This window comes from Streptomyces sp. NPDC057287 (genome assembly GCF_042667905.1).
GTDB lineage: Bacteria > Actinomycetota > Actinomycetes > Streptomycetales > Streptomycetaceae > Streptomyces.
Window position 1 is genome coordinate 84,564 of the sequence record NZ_JBHUYV010000011.1, and the last position, 16,845, is coordinate 101,408.

The 16,845-nt window shown below is 73.1% G+C and carries 18 protein-coding genes; 10 read left to right on the forward strand and 8 right to left on the reverse strand.

Annotation, left to right across the window (positions count from 1 at the left end; all coding sequences use genetic code 11):
* Positions 1 to 2: 2 nt before the first annotated feature.
* Positions 3 to 848: a spermidine synthase gene (locus ACFUNE_RS22005; protein WP_383570506.1), complete on the forward strand. Its 846-nt coding sequence runs from the start codon at positions 3 to 5 to the stop codon at positions 846 to 848.
* Here the strand turns inward: ACFUNE_RS22005 and ACFUNE_RS22010 are convergent.
* Positions 810 to 2,120, reverse strand: a complete 1,311-nt coding sequence (locus ACFUNE_RS22010) for an MFS transporter (RefSeq protein ID WP_383570509.1) — start codon at positions 2,118 to 2,120, stop codon at positions 810 to 812. The two genes, ACFUNE_RS22005 and ACFUNE_RS22010, sit on opposite strands and share 39 nt — an antisense overlap.
* 67 nt (positions 2,121 to 2,187) lie before the next feature.
* Positions 2,188 to 3,237 carry a hypothetical protein gene (locus ACFUNE_RS22015; RefSeq protein ID WP_383570512.1) on the reverse strand — a complete coding sequence of 350 codons (1,050 nt, stop codon included), beginning with the start codon at positions 3,235 to 3,237 and terminating at the stop codon, positions 2,188 to 2,190.
* 109 nt (positions 3,238 to 3,346) lie between these two features.
* On the opposite strand from ACFUNE_RS22015, the gene ACFUNE_RS22020 reads away from it, so the two are divergent.
* Both ACFUNE_RS22020 and ACFUNE_RS22025 read left to right on the forward strand, forming a co-directional pair.
* Complete coding sequence (locus ACFUNE_RS22020) at positions 3,347 to 3,784, forward strand: DUF4442 domain-containing protein (RefSeq protein WP_383571006.1); 438 nt, start codon at positions 3,347 to 3,349, stop codon at positions 3,782 to 3,784.
* Positions 3,785 to 3,912: 128 nt separating this feature from the next.
* The gene (locus ACFUNE_RS22025) at positions 3,913 to 4,575 is read left to right on the forward strand and encodes a DedA family protein (protein WP_383570515.1); all 663 of its coding nucleotides are present in this window, start codon (positions 3,913 to 3,915) and stop codon (positions 4,573 to 4,575) included.
* A 55-nt stretch (positions 4,576 to 4,630) separates the two neighbouring features.
* Here the strand turns inward: ACFUNE_RS22025 and ACFUNE_RS22030 are convergent, their stop codons facing one another.
* A complete protein-coding gene (locus ACFUNE_RS22030) occupies positions 4,631 to 5,164 on the reverse strand; it encodes a gamma carbonic anhydrase family protein (RefSeq protein WP_383570518.1) in 534 nt (177 codons plus the stop codon).
* A gap of 149 nt (positions 5,165 to 5,313) precedes the next feature.
* Here ACFUNE_RS22030 and ACFUNE_RS22035 point away from each other — a divergent pair, with 149 nt between their 5' ends.
* Complete coding sequence (locus ACFUNE_RS22035) at positions 5,314 to 6,066, forward strand: acyltransferase (RefSeq protein ID WP_383571009.1); 753 nt, start codon at positions 5,314 to 5,316, stop codon at positions 6,064 to 6,066.
* Between the two features lie 33 nt (positions 6,067 to 6,099).
* Here ACFUNE_RS22035 and ACFUNE_RS22040 read toward each other — a convergent pair whose 3' ends face one another.
* Positions 6,100 to 6,966, reverse strand: coding sequence for an EamA family transporter (locus ACFUNE_RS22040; protein WP_383570521.1), 867 nt, complete (start codon positions 6,964 to 6,966; stop codon positions 6,100 to 6,102).
* 94 nt (positions 6,967 to 7,060) lie between these two features.
* Between ACFUNE_RS22040 and ACFUNE_RS22045 the strand changes: the two genes are divergently transcribed.
* Together ACFUNE_RS22045 and ACFUNE_RS22050 are read left to right on the forward strand one after the other, a co-directional pair.
* Positions 7,061 to 7,645, forward strand: a complete 585-nt coding sequence (locus ACFUNE_RS22045; protein ID WP_383570524.1) for a helix-turn-helix domain-containing protein — start codon at positions 7,061 to 7,063, stop codon at positions 7,643 to 7,645.
* 43 nt (positions 7,646 to 7,688) lie between these two features.
* Positions 7,689 to 8,243 carry a YbaK/EbsC family protein gene (locus ACFUNE_RS22050; RefSeq protein ID WP_383570527.1) on the forward strand — a complete coding sequence of 185 codons (555 nt, stop codon included), beginning with the start codon at positions 7,689 to 7,691 and terminating at the stop codon, positions 8,241 to 8,243.
* A gap of 112 nt (positions 8,244 to 8,355) precedes the next feature.
* Here ACFUNE_RS22050 and ACFUNE_RS22055 read toward each other — a convergent pair whose 3' ends face one another.
* Both ACFUNE_RS22055 and ACFUNE_RS22060 read right to left on the reverse strand, forming a co-directional pair.
* Positions 8,356 to 9,162 carry an aminoglycoside N(3)-acetyltransferase gene (locus tag ACFUNE_RS22055; RefSeq protein WP_383570529.1) on the reverse strand — a complete coding sequence of 269 codons (807 nt, stop codon included), beginning with the start codon at positions 9,160 to 9,162 and terminating at the stop codon, positions 8,356 to 8,358.
* A gap of 47 nt (positions 9,163 to 9,209) precedes the next feature.
* Entirely contained in the window at positions 9,210 to 9,626 is a 417-nt protein-coding gene (locus ACFUNE_RS22060) for a CoA-binding protein (RefSeq protein ID WP_383570532.1), read from the reverse strand.
* A gap of 82 nt (positions 9,627 to 9,708) precedes the next feature.
* Here ACFUNE_RS22060 and ACFUNE_RS22065 point away from each other — a divergent pair, with 82 nt between their 5' ends.
* The 3 genes from ACFUNE_RS22065 (at position 9,709) to ACFUNE_RS22075 (ending at position 14,721) form a co-directional block, all read left to right on the forward strand.
* A complete protein-coding gene (locus ACFUNE_RS22065; RefSeq protein WP_383570535.1) occupies positions 9,709 to 10,344 on the forward strand; it encodes a YigZ family protein in 636 nt (211 codons plus the stop codon).
* A gap of 160 nt (positions 10,345 to 10,504) precedes the next feature.
* On the forward strand, positions 10,505 to 11,671 hold the full coding sequence (locus ACFUNE_RS22070) for an exonuclease SbcCD subunit D (protein WP_383570537.1): 1,167 nt from the start codon (positions 10,505 to 10,507) through the stop codon (positions 11,669 to 11,671).
* Positions 11,668 to 14,721, forward strand: a complete 3,054-nt coding sequence (locus ACFUNE_RS22075) for an AAA family ATPase (protein WP_383570540.1) — start codon at positions 11,668 to 11,670, stop codon at positions 14,719 to 14,721. Before ACFUNE_RS22070 ends, ACFUNE_RS22075 begins: the two co-directional genes overlap by 4 nt.
* Here the strand turns inward: ACFUNE_RS22075 and ACFUNE_RS22080 are convergent.
* A complete protein-coding gene (locus tag ACFUNE_RS22080) occupies positions 14,711 to 15,157 on the reverse strand; it encodes an Lrp/AsnC family transcriptional regulator (RefSeq protein WP_383570543.1) in 447 nt (148 codons plus the stop codon). The two genes, ACFUNE_RS22075 and ACFUNE_RS22080, sit on opposite strands and share 11 nt — an antisense overlap.
* A 93-nt stretch (positions 15,158 to 15,250) precedes the next feature.
* On the opposite strand from ACFUNE_RS22080, the gene ACFUNE_RS22085 reads away from it, so the two are divergent.
* Positions 15,251 to 15,736, forward strand: a complete 486-nt coding sequence (locus tag ACFUNE_RS22085; RefSeq protein WP_383570546.1) for a rhodanese-like domain-containing protein — start codon at positions 15,251 to 15,253, stop codon at positions 15,734 to 15,736.
* Between the two features lie 82 nt (positions 15,737 to 15,818).
* Here ACFUNE_RS22085 and ACFUNE_RS22090 read toward each other — a convergent pair whose 3' ends face one another.
* The gene (locus tag ACFUNE_RS22090; protein ID WP_383570549.1) at positions 15,819 to 16,694 is read right to left on the reverse strand and encodes an ATP-grasp domain-containing protein; all 876 of its coding nucleotides are present in this window, start codon (positions 16,692 to 16,694) and stop codon (positions 15,819 to 15,821) included.
* Positions 16,695 to 16,845: the final 151 nt, after the last annotated feature.

Sequence of the window (16,845 nt, forward strand, 5' to 3'; positions counted from 1 at the left end):
GAGTGAACGAGCCGATACCCGTCATCCGCGACACCGACTGCGGTACCGCCAGGCTGCTGCCCGACGTCGACCGGGACCGGGCCTGGCTGCTCACGGTCGACGGCGCCCCGCAGTCGTACGTCGATCTCGACGAGCCGGAACACCTCGAGTTCGAGTACGTGCGGCGGCTCGGCCACGTGGTGGACCTGGCCGGAGCTCAGGGGGCGCCGCTGGACGCGGTGCACCTCGGCGGAGGCGCGCTCACGCTGCCGCGTTACGTCGCCGCGACCCGCCCCGGCTCGCGGCAGGACGTGGCGGAGGCGGACCGGGGGCTCGCCGAGCTGGTCGGCGAGCATCTGCCGTGGCCGGACATGGCCGGGATCACCGTGCACGGCACCGATGCCCGGGAGTGGCTCGAAGAGGCGCCGGAGGACTCCGCCGACCTCCTGATCGCCGATGTCTTCGGCGGCGCACGGGTGCCGGCGCACCTGACCTCCGTCGAGTACGCGCGGTCCGCGGGACGGGTCCTGCGGACGGGCGGCATCTACGCGGCCAATCTGGCCGACAGCGCGCCCTTCACCTTCCTGCGGTCGCAACTGGCCAACTTCGCCGAGGTGTTCGGCGAGCTCGCCCTCATCGCCGAGCCTGCCGTCCTGCGCGGGCGGCGCTTCGGCAACGCCGTACTGCTCGCCTCCCGCATGCCGCTGGACATCGCGCCGCTCGCCAGGTCGTGCGCCGCCGACGCCTTCCCCGCCAGGGTCGAGCACGGTGCGGCGCTCACCCGGCTCATCGGCGGTGCGAGACCTGTACGGGACAGCGAGGCCGTGGCCTCACCCGAGCCCCCCGACGGCGCCTTCAGCATCGGCTGACTCCCGCGTAGGGCCCGGGACGCTGATCTTCTTCACCGAGCTGCGGCGCGTCAGATTGCGTACGTCGGGGACGCACAGCACCCCCGCCGTGACCAGCACGATCAGAGCCGCACAGCCCCACAGGGCCGCGCTGCGGCCGACGAGGGTCTCCACCGGGCCGGCCGCCGCCGTGGCCAGCGGCACCATGGCGACCGAGCCGAACCAGTCGTAGGCCGCGACCCGGGACAGCTTCTCCTCGGGGATCTCCTGGTGAAGGGCGGTCATCCAGGAGACCCCGAAGACCTCGATGGCGACCCCCGTCACGAACATCACCGCGCAGAGACCGGCGACCGGCAGCGGGATCGCGAGTCCCGCGGACGGCAGGGCCAGCGGGAACACGCAGAGCGTCCCGGCCAGCAGCAGCCGCCGGGGCTTCCAGCGCATCATCAGCAGCGCCCCGCCCAGGGTACCGACCCCGAACGCCGCCAGGGCGAAGCCCCAGGGGCGGGCGCCTCCGAGCTCGTCCTGCGCGACCAGCGGCCCGTACACCGCCTCGGCGGCACCGACCACGGCCACCACGACGGAGAACTGCAGCACGACGGCCCAGAGCCAGGGACGCCCCACGACCTCCTGCCAGCCGTCCCGGAGATCGGCGAGCAGGCCGCCGCCAGGAAGGCGCGCCGGGATGTGGCCCACGTCGAGGAAGGCCCGGAGCGCACCCGCGACGGCGAAGGCAGCCGCGTCCACCGCCAGCACCCAGCCGGGGTTCATCGCGGCGATCATGGCGCCGCCGAGCGCCGCGCCGCCGATGGCCGCGCCGTGCATGGACATGCGGAAGAAGGCGAAGGCGCGGGCAGCCTGCTCCCCGCTGACGCTGGACATCAGCATGCCTTCGGACGCCGGCCCGAAGAAGGCCTGCCCGACGCCGCAGAGCCCCGTCAGCACCATCATGTGCCACAGCTGTGCCCCGCCGGTCAGGACGAGCCAGGCGAAAGCGGCCTGGGAGAGGAAGTTGAGCGTGTTCGCGGCGACCATCACCCGGTGCCGCGGCAGCCGGTCCGCGACCGCGCCGCCGATCAGCAGGAAGAGGACCAGCGGGGCGGTGCGGGCGGCGGCGACGAGGCCTACGTCGCCGCCGTCACCCCCCGACTCCAGAACCGCGAACGCCGCCGCGATCAGCGCGCCGTTGCTGCCCAGGCTCGTGATGATCGCGGCGGCGGTCAGGAGACCGAAGTTGCGGCCCGCCGGCAGGGAGCGCGGCGCGGGGGTGGGGGAGGAGGAGGCGGAGGTCACCAAGGGACTATCCCCGTCCCGGCCCCCTCCCGCCAAATGCGCGGTCCCGGCCGTGTGCGGCGCGGGCTCAGGAAGAGGTCTCCGCGCCCTCCGCCAGGCGCACCGTGCTCAGGATCTTCTGGATGGTGGCGTCCGGGAGCTCGTCGTCGACACCGGCGTTGGCGTAGAGGATCCAGGACGAGTACTCGTCCTTGGCGTTCTTGAAGGTGAACGCGATCGACTTGCCGTCGGTGTCGCACTTGTCCTTGTTGGCCAGCCCCGTGGCGGTGGCCTTGACGACGCTGCCCGAGAGGCCCGACTTGGTCGTGTACGGCTCGGGCTTGCCGGTCTTGACCTTCTCCTTGGGGTCCTCCTGCGCGTAGGCGGCCCAGACCCAGTTCGAGGCCTCGTTCGTGGCTGCCTCGTCCGTGCTCTTGGCGCCCTGGGCCCCCTTGGTGCCTACACCGGCCAGGCCGGTGTCCTCCTTCTTGCCGTCCTTGTCCGTGTCGTCGCTGCACCACTTGCTCTTGTAGTACGCGGGAGCGGAGAAGCCGACCGCCGGAGGCCCGGTGGGGTCCTTCACGTCCTCGAAGCCCGAGATGACACCGGTGCCCGAGATCTCCCAGTCGCCGGGCACGTCGAACTGGGTGCCCCACTTGGGGTTGGTCACGACCTTCCAGCCCGGGATCGTGGGCGCGGCGTCCTCGCCGCCCCGCGGGTTCGCCGCAGGAGAGGACGCGGTGTCGGACGGCTTCGCCGACGGGGACGAGGACGCCTTGCCGTCGGCCACGTCCGAGCCGCCCTTGTCGTCCTTGTTCATCACGACGACACCGGTGACGACCGCTGCGACGACCACCGCGGTGGCCGCGAGGACGGCGACGATCGTCGTCCTCCTCCTGTCGTCCGGCGGCGGTCCGCCCGGTCCGCCCGGTCCGCCCGGTACGGCGTACTGCGGCACGGTGGGCTGCTGGTACGGGTTGGGCTGCGGGTAGCCCGGCTGTTGCCCCGGCTGACCCTGCTGCGGGTATCCCGGCTGCTGGTACGGATTGGGCTGTTGGTACCCCGGCTGCTGGTACGGGTTCTGATTCTGGTCCTGCGGGTTCTGCTCGCCCCCGGGCGGCTGCTGTCCTGGCCACATGGCCAGTAACCATAGAGGGGCCGGGCGTCCGCTGCTACGGGCGCCCCTGTGAGGGGATGGTCAAAGACTGCTACTCACTAGTAACATCGCCGTCATGAGCACTGAAGAGATGACAGTCGGCGACATCCTGTCCGCGAGCGTCCCGATGGTCCGGACCCTCGGCATCGAATACCTGGAGACGACCGCGGAGCGCGCTGTCCTCACGCTCCCGGACCGGGCCGAGTACCACAACCACCTCGGCGGACCCCACGCCGGAGCGATGTTCACGCTCGCCGAGTCGGCGAGCGGCGCGATAGTCGTCGCCGCGTTCGGTGACCAGATGTCCCGGGCCGTCCCCCTGCCCGTCACCACGGAGATGGCCTTCAAGAAGGTGGCCATGGGAGGGCTCACCGCGACCGCGGTGCTGGGCCGCCCGGCGGCCGAGGTCATCGCCGAACTGGACGAGGGCAAGCGCCCGGAGTTTCCCGTCAGCGTCGAGATCCGTCGCGCCGACGGTGCCGTCACCAGCGAGATGAGCGTCGTCTGGACCCTGCGTCCGAACCGCTGAGCGCCGACCGGCCCCGCGCGCCCCGGCCCCGGGGCCGCGGCGGCCGCTCCGCCCGTCCGGCCCGGTAGGCTGCCCGCCGTGCACCACCCGTGGTGCGCGGCGGCAGATTTCTTACGGGAGGACCGGCGATGCACGTCCAGGAGTGGCTCGAGACCGTACCGGCGGTCAGCATTTACCTCCTGGTGGGGGTCGTCATCGGGCTCGAGAGCCTGGGCATCCCGCTGCCCGGCGAGATCATCCTCGTGAGTTCGGCGCTCCTCGCCTCCCAGCACGGCGAGGTCGACCCCGTGGTGCTCGGTGCCTGCGCGTCCGCCGGAGCGATCATCGGTGACTCGATCGGTTACGCCATCGGCCGCAGGGGTGGACGACCGCTGCTCGCCTGGCTCGGCGGCAGGTTCCCCAAGCACTTCGGGGCGCCCCAGATCGCCCTGGCGGAGCGGTCGTTCGAGAAGTGGGGCATGTGGGCGGTCTTCTTCGGCCGTTTCGTCGCCCTGCTGCGTATCTTCGCGGGACCTCTGGCCGGGGTGCTGCGCATGCCGTACTGGAAGTTCCTGATCGCCAACGTGCTCGGCGGGATCGTCTGGGCGGGCGGCACCACCGCCGTCATCTACACCGTCGGAGTCGTCGCCGAGGCGTGGCTCAAGCGCTTCTCGTGGCTGGGCCTGCTGGCGGCCGTGCTGATCGGTGTGGTCTCGATGCTGGTGCTGAAGAACCGGGCCAAGAAGGCCGCGGAGCAGGCCGAGAGCTCCGTGCCGGTGTCCGAGCCGGACACGGTGCCCGCAGCCGACTGACCCCCGTACGGCCACGGCAGCGTGGGACGGCCTGCACCGTGGGCCCCTGCGGCTGTCAGCCCTCCTGGTGGGCCGCGCGGTGCGCCTTCGCCAGCTCGACGTAGCCGGCCGCGTTGAAGGCGATGCCCTCGCGCTCCTCGGCGGTCAGTTCACGCTTGACCTTGGCGGGCACGCCGGCGACGAGGGAGCCCGGCGGCACCCGCATCCCCTGCGGTACGAGAGCCTGCGCCGCGATCAGCGAACCCGCTCCGATGTGCGCGCCGTTGAGCACGGTGGCGCCCATGCCCACCAGGACGTCGTCCTCGATGACACAGCCGTGCAGCACGGCGTTGTGGCCGACCGAGACCCTGGCGCCCACCGTCAGCGGAAAGCCGGGGTCGGTGTGCACGCTGCAGTTGTCCTGGATGTTGCTGTCGGGGCCGAGGGCGATCGGGCCGCAGTCGGCGCGCAGCACGGCCTGGTACCAGACGCTGGAGCCCGCGGCCATCGACACCTCGCCGATGACGACGGAGGTCGGTGCGAGGAAGGCGTCCGGATCGATGTCCGGCTCCCTGCCGCCGATTCCGGTGACCAATGCCTGCTCTGCCATCGCCTGCTCCTCCGGTGGGGGTGTGGTGCGCACGGCACCCCTCTGCTCCGCACGAACCGTAATGGACGCTCCAGCCCGTCCGGACGGGTGGGGTGAACATCACAGCCCGGAGCACGGACCGCTCCGGGCCGGCCGACTACCGTGAGCGGGTGCCGACGAACCGGAAGTTCCTCTCCTCCCTGGCCCGCCGGCGGCGTGGTGTCATGTCCCACGCCGTCCATCGCGCCTGGGCCTGGGTGCAGGAGACCGGAGCCGTCACCGCGCAGCATCCCGGCCGGCTCCGCTTCGGCCGGATCGGTGCGGGCACCCGGCTCGCCTTCCCGCAGGGGACGGTCTTCGGGGAGCCGTGGATCGAGCTGGGCGACCACTGCATCATCGGCGAACAGGTGACGCTCACCGCCGGCCTGATGCCTGATCTGGACCTCGGGTCCGAGCCCATCCTGACCCTGGGCGACGGCGTGGTGCTGGGCCGGGGAAGCCATGTCATCGCCGACACGTCGGTGTCGATCGGCTCGGACACCTACTGCGGCCCGTACGTCTACATCACCTCGACCAACCACAGTTACGACGATCCCCACGAGCCGGTCGGCAGGCAGTGGCCGCGCATGGAGCCGGTCGTGATCGGCCCCGGGTGCTGGATCGGCACCGGAGCGGTCATCCTCCCGGGGGCCAGGCTCGGCCGCAACGTGGTGGTCGCCGCGGGTGCCGTCGTCCGTGGGGAGGTCGCCGACCACGCGGTGGTGGCGGGGGCGCCGGCCCGTGTGGTGCGCAGCTGGGATCCCGAGAAGGGCTGGCAGCCGCCCCTGCGCACACCCGCACCGGTGCCGATCCCGGACGGGGTGACGTCCGAGCAGCTGGCGGCGGTCGCGCTGCTGCCGGAGGAACCTGTCGAAGGAGTGTGAGCGTCGTCGGGACCGGCTCGTGCGCGGAGGGCTTCAGCCCGTCGCCAGCAGAACTGTCCCGATCAGGGCCAGTCCCGCGCCGGCAGCCTGGAGCCCGCGCAGCCGCTCACCCAGCACGCCTCGCGCCGCCAGCGCCGTCACCACCGGATACAGCGAGGCCAGGACGGCGGCCACGGTGACCGGCCCGTGCTGGGCGGCGATCGAATAGGTGCCGTTGGCCGCGACGTCGGCGAGCCCGACGAAGGCCAGGGCCGGCAGTGCGGCCCGAACGACGCCGAGCCCGCCCTCCTCGGGCAGCGCCCGGCCGCCGCGGCGCACGGAGACGTACAGGGCTGTTCCACCGACCGCGATGTTGGTGACGCGCTGGACGAAGAGAGCGAGGAAGAGTCCGGTCACCGTCGTCGACGCCTCCGCGATCAGTGTCATCACCGCGCCGAAGCCGAAGGCGGCCAGCAGGGTCAGCACGACCGCCCGGCGCTGCACCGGCGCACCGCGCAGCTGCGGCCCTCCGGCCAGGACGACCCCCAGGACGGCGACCGCCACCCCGGCGAACTGCAGCAGGCCCGGCCGCTCACCGACGAGCAGGCCCACTCCCACGGGCACCGCTACTCCCAGGGAGCCGAGGGGCGAGACCACGCCCATCGGCCCCAGGGCCAGCGCCTTGTAGAAGCTGAGCATCGCGACCGGGCCGACGACGCCCGCCGCGACCGCGAACCAGAGCAGGCTTCCGGCCTCGCTCCAGCCGCCGGTCGCCATCACGACGGCGCCGAGGACCACGGCCGCGATGCCCTGCGACACGACGACCACCGTGAGGGCGGGCGTGCGCCGGGTGAGCAGCCCGCCACCGAAATCGGCCAGCCCCCACAGCAGGCTCGTGGCAAGGGCGAACAGTGCGGTCATCAGGGGGCCTCGCAGTACAGTGCGGTGGTCGGGTGGGTGCACCACACCGTAGTGCAGTATTTTCGACCCTGTCATCCAAAATATTGGACGGAACGTGTCTGACCTCGATCAGCTGACCCAGTCGCTCGCCCGTAACCTCAAGCGCTGGAGGGGCGAGCGCGGCTTCACCCTGGACGCCCTCGCGGCCCGATCAGGGGTCAGCCGGGGCATGATCATCCAGATCGAGCAGGCGCGGACGAATCCGAGTGTGGGCACCACCGTCAAGCTCGCCGACGCGCTGGGCGTCAGCATCACCACGCTGCTCGACTACGAGCAGGGCACCCAAGTGCGTCTGGTGCCGGCGAGTCAGGCGGTGCGCCTGTGGTCGACGGAGGCCGGCAGCTCGACCGTCCTGCTGGTGGGCGCGGACGCCAGGGGGCCGATCGAGCTCTGGTCCTGGCATCTGATGCCGGGCGAGGGCAGTGCCTCCGACCCGCACCCCGAAGGGACGGTGGAGCTGCTCCACGTCACGGCGGGTGAACTGACGCTCGTCGTCGACGGTGAGGCCCACGTCGTCCCCGCCGGCACCTCCGCGACCTTCGAGGCGCACGTGCCGCACAGCTACCGCAACGACGGCTCCGAGCCCGCGGACCTGACCATGGCGGTGACGATCCCGCCGGTCCGCCGAGAGGGCAGGTGAGCAGCGCAAAGGGCAGCTCACGCCGGCTGTTGGCGTGAGCTGCATGCGCGCACCCCTGGGTACATTCGACGATGCCTCTCCCGCCGTCGACCGGCTGGACCTGCTGACGCCGCCCGTCGCCGCGGCGATCGCGGCCGGATGGGGCGGCGTCCCCGCCGGGTCGGTCGTCCACGTCGACACCGACCCGGAGATCGCGGACACGGCTGTGTTCGTCGAGCACTACGGCATCGAACTGCTGGACGCGTCGGCCAACTGCGTGGTGGTGGCCGGCAAGCGGGGTGGCGACACCAGCCTGGCCGCGTGCCTGGTGTTGTCGCGCACCCGCGTCGACGTGAACGGGGTGGTGCGCAAGCACCTCGGGACCCGCAAGGCGTCCTTCGCCCCGATGGACGTGGCGGTCGGTGAGACCGGCATGGAGTACGGCGGGATCACCCCGATCGGTCTGCCTGCGGCCTGGCCCCTCCTCGTCGACCCGGCGGTGGCGGACACGGAGTGGGTCCTGATCGGCAGCGGCAGCCGTCGAGGCAAGCTCATCGTCCCCGGCAAGGCGCTGGCGGCGCTGCCGGGAGCGGTCCTGCTGGAGGGCCTCGGAGTCTGACGCCGCATGTCAGGTCAGGAGAGGGCCAGGGCGCAAGGGAGCGCGATCGGCCCCCTTGAGCATGCTGATCGTGCGTTCATGCACGTCGCCCACGCGGCCCGTCAGCCGCACCTCAGGCGCCGGCGGCCCGGTGCTCCGTGAACCAGCCCACGGCGAATTCCACGGCCGCGCGGAGGGAGAACAACCGACTCGCCGCCCCCACCCGGCCGGTGCTGACCGCTCCTGGCCGGGCGCGCACGAAGTCGCCGCCGAGGCGGGCGAAGTCGCTGTCGTCCAGAGCGATGTCCTCGTACTCCCACCAGTGGCGTCCCCTGCCCGACGCCACCACGCAGCGGTACAGGCGGCGGGGCGGGGCCGGGCGGCGGTACTCCGCGAGGTGGAAGGCGGTGCAGCTGTCGAAGCCGGTGCCCAGGAGCAGGACCTGCGCGTCGGCCTCGTACAGCCGGGCGAGGGGGGAGCCCTCGCCCAGGTGGCAGTCCGGGCGGTGGCCATCGAGCAGCTGGGCGGCCGCCGGGCCCAGCCCGGCGAACGAGGTCTGCGGGTGGCTGCTGCGCCGCGCGCCCGGCGCCAGCCGCACCAGCTCGGCGAGAGCGCCCATCGTGGGGGCGGGAGACACAGCCGGGTCGAACGCGGGCATGGACGCGCGCACGGTCGCCCCGGCCGCCTCGCTGAGGCCCCTGACCCTGTCCAGATAGGCGCGGGAGGTGTCGGAGTTCTCCGGGGTGAAGGAGGGGACGACCAGCGTCCCTTCCGGTCCCAGGGCCCGGCGCAGCGCGTGCACCATGTCTCCGGCGGCCCCACCCACGGCACGCATCGAGGCGTGCACCAGCAGGACACCACCCCGCCGCACGCCGAGCTCGTGCAACTGGGTGGCGGCATGTTCGCCGCGGAGCAGGAGGTGCTGGGTCACGGCGGACATTCTCCCCGTCCGGGGTCGTCCGCGACACCACGCCTTCGCGGCGGAATTCAGCGGAGGGGGTTCAGGCGGGGTATCTCGATCGCCGGGCAGCGGTCCATGACCATGGAGAGGCCCGCCGCGCGCGTGCGCCCGTACGCCTCCTCGTCGACCACTCCGAGCTGGAACCAGACTGCCTTCGCCCCGGCCGCCACCGCCTCGTCGGCCACACCGCCCGCCAGCTCGCTGTTGACGAAGACATCCACCACATCGACGGGGAAGGGTATGTCCGCCAGCGAGGCGTACCCCTGTTCGCCGTGGACCGGCTCTGCCTTGGGGTGGACGGGCACCACCTTCTTGCCGAAGCGCTTGAGGACCTCCGCCACCCCGTAGGCCGCCCGGGACCGGTTGTTCGACAGGCCGACCACCGCCCAGGTGTCGCCCGTGTCCTGCAGGATCCTGCGCACCGTCTCATCGTCTGCGTACATGCCCCGACAACGGACGGGGCCGGTCCGCCATTCCCCACGGGAGGGTGAACGCGCCGGTCGTACCGGCACATAAGGTGGACCGATGCAGGAGCAGTACCGGACAGTCGCAAGCGCGGGCGTGCACGAGACCGAGGTCAGCCGATCGCGCTTCCTCTGCGCTCTCGCCCCCGCCGCCACCGAGCAGGAGGCGCAGGACTTCGTCGCGCGCGTCCGCAAGCAGCACCCCACCGCCAACCACAACTGCTTCGCCTACGTGATCGGTGCCGACGCCTCGGTGCAGAAGGCGAGCGACGACGGGGAGCCCGGCGGGACGGCGGGCGTGCCCATGCTCCAGATGCTCATGCGCCGGGAGGTGCGGTACGCCGTCGCCGTCGTCACCCGCTACTTCGGCGGGGTCAAGCTCGGCGCGGGCGGGCTGATCCGGGCGTACGGAGGAGCGGTCGGAGAGGCGCTGGACGCGCTGGGTACGACCACCCGCCGACGGTTCCGGCTCGCCACCGTCACCGTGGACCACCAGCGGGCGGGCAAGCTGGAGAACGATCTGCGCGCCACCGGAACCGCCGTCCACGACGTGACCTACGCGGAGTCGGTGACCATCGCGATCGGGCTGCCGGACGCCGACGTGGACGGCTTCCGGGCATGGCTGGCGGACGCCACGGCAGGTTCCGCCACGCTCGAACTGGGTGGCGAGGCGTACGGGGACGTCCGGGCCGGATGAGGGTTCCGGGGCCGCCCGGCACTAGCGTGGCCGTGCCGGTCGCGGAATGTGCGCCGGCACGGTGGCGGACCGGCTGGGTCCTGCGACGGAGTGGCGGACCGGTCAGGTCCTGGGGGCGGAGGAAGTGGAACATGCAGGTCGGAACCGTCGGAGTGGTGTCGTGAGGATTCTGCACACCTCGGACTGGCATCTGGGCCGGTCGTTCCACCGCGTCTCGATGCTCGATGCCCAGAGCGCTCATCTCGACCACCTGGTGGAGACGGTTCGGGAACACGAGGTCGATGTCGTCGTCGTGGCGGGCGACGTCTACGACAGGGCCGTGCCGCCGCTCTCCGCCGTCCAGCTGTTCGACGACGCGCTGCACCGGCTCGCCGAGGCCGGTGTGCCGACCGTCATGATCTCCGGGAACCACGACTCCGCCCGCAGGCTCGGCGTCGGCGCCGGGCTGATCGCGCGCGCGGGCATCCACCTCCGGACCGACCCGGCGGACTGCGCCACCCCGGTCGTGCTGCACGACGCACACGGCGACGTGGCGTTCTACGGGCTTCCCTACCTCGAACCCGCCCTCGTCAAGGACAGCCTGGGCGCATCGAAGGCGGGGCACGAAGCGGTCCTCACGGCGGCCATGGACCGGGTGCGGGCCGATCTCGCCTCACGGCCGGACGGCACCCGCTCCGTGGTCCTCTCCCATGCCTTCGTGGCGGGCGGCGAACCCAGCGACAGCGAACGCGACATCACCGTCGGCGGCGTCGCGGCCGTCCCCGCCGGAGTGTTCGCCGGCGTCGACTACGTGGCCCTCGGCCATCTGCACGGCTGCCAGACGGTCACGGAACGCGTGCGCTACTCGGGCTCGCCGCTCGCGTACTCCTTCTCGGAACACGCGCACCGCAAGACGATGTGGCTGATCGACCTCGGCGCCGACGGGGACCTCCGTGCGGAACGCGTCGACTGCCCGGTTCCACGCCCGCTCGCACGGCTCCGCGGACGCCTCGGCGAACTGCTCGAGGACCCCGCGCTCGAACGGCACCGTGAGTCCTGGGTGGAGGCCACCCTCACCGACCCCGCGCGGCCGGAGGAGCCGATGGCCCGCCTGCTCGAGCGGTTCCCGCACACCCTCAGCCTGGTCTTCGAACCCGATCGCGCACCCCAGGACCCCCTCGCGTCGTACGCCCAGCGGCTCAAGGGGCGTGACGACCAGCAGGTGGCCGAGGACTTCGTCGCCCACGTACGCGGCGGAAGCGGGCCCAGCGCACAGGAGCGGACGGTGCTGCGCGCCGCCTTCGACGACGTGCGGGTCGGCGACGGAATCGACGAGGTGTCCCGTTGAGGCTGCACACACTCACCCTGACCGCGTTCGGACCCTTCGGCGCCACGCAGGAAGTCGACTTCGACGCACTGTCCTCGGCCGGGATCTTCCTGCTCCACGGTCCGACCGGGGCGGGCAAGACCTCCGTTCTCGACGCCGTCTGCTACGCCCTGTACGGGGCGGTGCCCGGCGCCCGGCAGAGCCCCGGGACCTCGCTGCGCAGCGACCACGCCCCGGCGGACAGGCCGACCGAGGTGCGCCTGGAGCTGACCGTCGGGGGGCGCCGCCTGGAAGTGACCCGGCTGCCCGCCCAGCCCCGGCCCAAGAAGAGGGGCGGCGGCTTCACGACCGAGAAGGCGCAGAGCCGCCTCCGTGAGTACGACCCCGAGCACGGCTGGAAGCCGCTCAGCCGCTCCCACCAGGAGATCGGCGAGGAGATCGGCGGCCTCATCGGGATGAGCCGGGAGCAGTTCTGCCAGGTGGTGCTGCTGCCGCAGGGCGACTTCGCGCGGTTCCTCCGTGCCGACGCGGAGGCACGGGGGAGGCTGCTCGGCAGGCTCTTCGACACCCGTCGTTTCGCCGCCGTCGAGGAGCGCCTCGCCGAACAGCGACGGGCGGCCGAAGCCAGGGTCAGGGCCGGGGACGAGCAGATCCTCGCCCTGGCCCAGCGCATCGCGCAGGCAGCCGGCCCGGCGGCGGACGAGGCGGCCCTTCCCGAGGAACGGCCCGGGGAGCCCGGTCTCGCGGAGGGCGTCCTGCGATGGGCGGCCGTCGCGCGGAGCGGGGCCCTTGAGCGGCTCGACATCGCCCGGTGCGTCCTCGCCGGGGCGGAGGAACGGAACACCGCCGCCCGCCTTGCGCTCGAGGGCGAGCGCGAACTCGCCCGGCTCCAGCAGCGGTACGAGGAGACCCGGCGCCGAGCCGCCGGGCTCGAGGACCGCCGCGCCGAACGCGACCGCTGCCACGAACAGCTGGCCCGCGCGCGCAAGGCGGACCTGGTCGCCCCGGCGCTCGACCTGCGCGACGGGGCCGAGCGGGCCCACCGCGCGGCTGCCGGGGAGCGCGAGCGGGCCTGCGCCGGACTGCCGCCCGAACTGGCCGGAGCGAGCTTCGAACAGCTGGCCGCCAGGGAACGGGCGCTCCGGGCGGAACTGGGCGGACTCGGCGCGGCGCGCCGCGCCGAACGGCGCAGCGTGGAGATCGACGCCGAGCGGGCCGGGCTGGAGAGGCAGTCCCGCTCCGACGACGAACTGATCCAGGAGACGGCGGACTGGCTCGCCGGATGGGACACCACCCACCGGGGCCTCAGGGCGGACGTCGAGGCGGGGCAGGACGCGGCGACCCGCGCGGAACAGCTGGCCGGCCGGCTCGCCCCCGCGCGCAGGAGGCTGGAGGCGGCCCGTCGGCGTGACGCTCTCGCCGTCCAGGAGGAGGTGGCGGGCACGGCCCTGACCGCGGCGCGTGAGCGTGCCGTGGCCGCGCACGAGAAGTGGCTGGCGCTGCGGGAGCAGCGGCTGCGCGGCATCGCGGCGGAACTGGCCGGCCGGCTCGTCGACGGCACCGCCTGCACCGTGTGCGGATCGGCCGAGCACCCGGAGCCGGCCCGCGCGGAGGCCGGCCATGTGGACCGGGCCACGGAGGAGGCGGCGCTTGCCGCGCACCAGCGTGCCGACCGGGCCCGTGGCGCTGCGGAGAGCGAGCTCGGGCTCCTGCGGGAACGGCTCACGGCGGCGCGGGCGGAGTCGGTGGACCCGGCGGACGCCACCGGCCCGTCCGGACCGGGCGACCCGGCCCCCGCTTCCGTCGCCCGGCTTCATGAGGCCGTCGACCGCCTGACCCGGGAGCACGAGGACGCGCACCGCCTGGCGGCGGGAACGCACGCGGCGAGGGAGGCCCTCGCCGCTGCCGAGCGCGAGCACCTCGGCCGGCTCGACGACCGGCAGCGGGCCGAACGGCGCGCTGCCGCCCGAACCTCGCAGCGGGAAGCGCTCGACCGTGAACAGACGGCGCTGGAGGCGGAGCTGGTCACGGCCCGCGGCGCCTGCGGCTCCGTTGCCGAGCACGCCGCGCTGCTCGAACGCCGCGCCGGTCTGCTCGCCGGCGCCGCCCAGGCGCTCCGCACCGAGCAGGACGCGGCGGAACGGCTCAAGGAGGCGGACGGCAGGCTCGCCGACGCCGCCTTCCGGGCCGGATTCGACACCCCGCGGGCCGCTGCCGCGAAGCTCCTCGACGACACCGCGCAGCGGGAGCTCCAGCACCGCGTCGACGCCTGGCAGACGGAGGCCGCGGCGGTCGCCGACCGGCTCGCCGAGGAGGACGCCCGGGCTGCCGCCGACCGCCCGGCAGCGACTCCGGACGCGGCGCAGGCGGCGTACGACCTGTCCGCGAGGCAGCTGAGGGACAGCGCCGCCGCGCACGCCGCCGCGCAGGAGCGAGGTGCGGAGCTCGGCCGGCTCTCGCGCCGTGCAGAGGACGAGGTGCGCGCCCTGGGGCCACGTCGCCAGGAGTACGAGAGGGTGGCCCGTCTCGCCGGGCTGACCGCGGGCACCTCGGCGGACAACGAGCGCAAGATGCGGCTGGAGGCGTACGTACTGGCGGCCCGCCTCGAACAGGTGGCGGCCGCGGCGACGGCCCGTCTCCAGCGGATGTCGTCGGGCCGCTACACCCTGGTCCACTCCGACGAACGCAGCGGAGGCCGCAGGGCGGGGCTCGGCCTGCACGTCGTCGACTCCTGGACGGGCCGGGAGCGCGACACGGCCACGCTGTCCGGCGGCGAGACCTTCTTCGCCTCTCTCGCCCTGGCCCTCGGTCTGGCCGACGTGGTGACGGACGAGGCGGGCGGCGTACGTCTGGACACGCTCTTCATCGACGAGGGCTTCGGCAGCCTGGACGACCAGACGCTGGACGAGGTGCTCGACGTCCTCGACTCGCTGCGCGAACGCGACCGTAGCGTCGGCATCGTCAGCCACGTGGCAGATCTGCGCAGGCGCATCCCCGCCCAGCTGGAGGTCGTGAAGGAACGGCACGGATCGGCGGTGGTCCACCGGTCGGCCGGCATGCTCAGCGGCTGATCGCCCGACGGGGGAGGGGCGAGGAGTAGACGACGCTGGTGGTCACGGAACCGAGGGCGCCGATCCTCCCCGTGACCTCCTCCAGATGACGCATCGAACGGGCGGTCACCTTCAGGACGAAGCAGTCGTCACCGGTCACATGGTGGGCCTCCACGATCTCGGGGGTCGTGTCCGTCAGGTCGTGGAACGGCTTGTAGTTGCCGTTCGGATAGCGCAGCCGTACGAGGGCGAGGATCGGCAGTCCCAGCCGCTCCGGGTCCACCACCGCGGCGTAACCGCTGATCACCCCCGCCTCCTCGAGGCGGCGTACCCGCTCGGTGACGGCGCTCGGGGACATCGCCACGGCGCGGGCCAGCTCGGCGAAGGTCGCGCGTCCGTCACGCTGGAGGACGTCGAGGATGCGCCAGTCCGTGGCGTCCGGGGAATACTCGGTCATGACGTCAGACAACAGGGGAAGCCCCTGCGGATCAAGAGATGTGCCGGGGATCACTGCTTCCGGCCGGGGTCGGGCGACCGTAGATTTCTGGTCATGACCTCACAGACCATCACCGCCGGCAACCCCGTCCTCCGGGTGCCACCCGCCTCCCCGGCCGTCGCCGCGGCGTATTTCGGTGCCTCACTCGCTTTCCACGCCGACGTGTCCGATGTCGCAGCTGCCCTGGAGGGCGACGGCGACCCCGGCTTCGTCGTCGTGGACTCCAGGTCCACCGCTTCCTGGGACCAGGGGCACGTCCCCGGCGCGGTGCACCTGCCGACCGCCCTCGTCGCCGAGCAGGCGGCCGGACTCCTCGACCCGGCCGTGCCCGTGGTCACCTACTGCTGGGGGCCGGGCTGCAACGGAGCGACCCGGGCCGCTCTGGCGCTCGCCGAACTCGGCTACCAGGTCAAGGAGATGCTCGGCGGATTCGAGTACTGGGCGCGCGAGGGACTCGTCTTCGAGACCTGGGAGGGGCCCGAGCGGCGTACCGCCGACCCGCTCACGGCGCCCGTGGACGCCGACGACTGCGGCTGCTGAACCGATCTCTCCCCGCGCCCGGACCGGGGTCAGGCCCGGGGAGCGCGGTGAGGTGGACCAGGGTCCGCCCGCGTAGTGGTGATCAGGATCGGGCAGCGAGCAGCGCGGCGAAGAGATCCTCGCCGTCGTCGCCCGCGGGCAGGCCGCTGACCTGGCCGTCACCGACCTCCACCACCCGCCACACCCCGTCCTCCCGCAGCGCCATGTCCGTGGTCACCCACCGGCAGCCGAGCGCGCGCACGGCCGCGCCGACGGCGTCGAGCCCGGGCGCCGGCAGCCGGCCGGGGGTGTCCGGGTGCGCTGTCACCCGCACGGCCTCACCGTCCACCCACCACACCCGGGCCTCACCGCCCGGCACGAACGGCTCGTACGCGCGCAGCACCACTCCGCCGGCCAGGAAGTCCCCCTGCAGGCCGACGAACCGGCCGACGACGGCGGCGAGTCGGCCCGTGTCCGTCAGCTCCGGCACGAAGCACGCCTCATGCCACTCGTGCTTACGGGACTTGACGAAGTCCTTGACGATGCCGGGGCCCGGGCCGAGAGCGCCGGCGAGGCCGGACCAGGCCGCGGGATCCGGGAGCGCCTCAGCTGCCGGCAGCGCCCGCCAGACGCTGCGCGGGGTGAGGCCGGCGAACGCCTCGTACCAACCGGGCAGTTCATGGGCGGTGCGGTAGGCCGAGGCGTCGGTGAGCAGCGAGCAGCCGCGGGCGAGGAGGGCGTGCTCCAGGTCCTCGTAGCGGGCGGACGGGATCATCCAGCCCCGGTACCAGTACGCCCCCGAGTCCCGCCCGGCCCGGCTGACGGCGGTCCCGGCGTCCCCGGCGAGCAACGCGTCGTGGTCGACCAGGACGATCCGCGCACCGGCGCGCCGGGCAGCGGCCGCCTCCTCGGCGAACAGGGGATCCGGGTGCCGCGGCCGCAGCGGGTCGCGGCAGAACAGGAAGCCGGGCGGAGTCATGCGGGGTTCGTCCTTCGGGCGGTCGGAGGAGAGGCGGCGTGGTGGCCGGGGGGGGGGGGGGCGGCCCCCCCCCCCCCCCCCGCGGCCCGCCCGCCCCACAGCCGCCCCCCCCGGCCGCCTATCACCATCCCGGGGGTGACCACCCGAGGCC

Bases quoted from the DNA above. Each gene is read 5' to 3' on its own strand.
- ACFUNE_RS22015 (WP_383570512.1), bottom strand. From the start codon at position 3,237: ATGTGGCCAGGACAGCAGCCGCCCGGGGGCGAGCAGAACCCGCAGGAC.
- ACFUNE_RS22020 (WP_383571006.1), top strand. From the start codon at position 3,347: ATGACAGTCGGCGACATCCTGTCCGCGAGCGTCCCGATGGTCCGGACC.
- ACFUNE_RS22025 (WP_383570515.1), top strand. From the start codon at position 3,913: ATGCACGTCCAGGAGTGGCTCGAGACCGTACCGGCGGTCAGCATTTAC.
- ACFUNE_RS22030 (WP_383570518.1), bottom strand. From the start codon at position 5,164: ATGGCAGAGCAGGCATTGGTCACCGGAATCGGCGGCAGGGAGCCGGAC.
- ACFUNE_RS22040 (WP_383570521.1), bottom strand. From the start codon at position 6,966: ATGACCGCACTGTTCGCCCTTGCCACGAGCCTGCTGTGGGGGCTGGCC.
- ACFUNE_RS22050 (WP_383570527.1), top strand. From the start codon at position 7,689: ATGCGCGCACCCCTGGGTACATTCGACGATGCCTCTCCCGCCGTCGAC.
- ACFUNE_RS22055 (WP_383570529.1), bottom strand. From the start codon at position 9,162: ATGTCCGCCGTGACCCAGCACCTCCTGCTCCGCGGCGAACATGCCGCC.
- ACFUNE_RS22060 (WP_383570532.1), bottom strand. From the start codon at position 9,626: ATGTACGCAGACGATGAGACGGTGCGCAGGATCCTGCAGGACACGGGC.
- ACFUNE_RS22065 (WP_383570535.1), top strand. From the start codon at position 9,709: ATGCAGGAGCAGTACCGGACAGTCGCAAGCGCGGGCGTGCACGAGACC.
- ACFUNE_RS22080 (WP_383570543.1), bottom strand. From the start codon at position 15,157: ATGACCGAGTATTCCCCGGACGCCACGGACTGGCGCATCCTCGACGTC.
- ACFUNE_RS22085 (WP_383570546.1), top strand. From the start codon at position 15,251: ATGACCTCACAGACCATCACCGCCGGCAACCCCGTCCTCCGGGTGCCA.
- ACFUNE_RS22090 (WP_383570549.1), bottom strand. From the start codon at position 16,694: ATGACTCCGCCCGGCTTCCTGTTCTGCCGCGACCCGCTGCGGCCGCGG.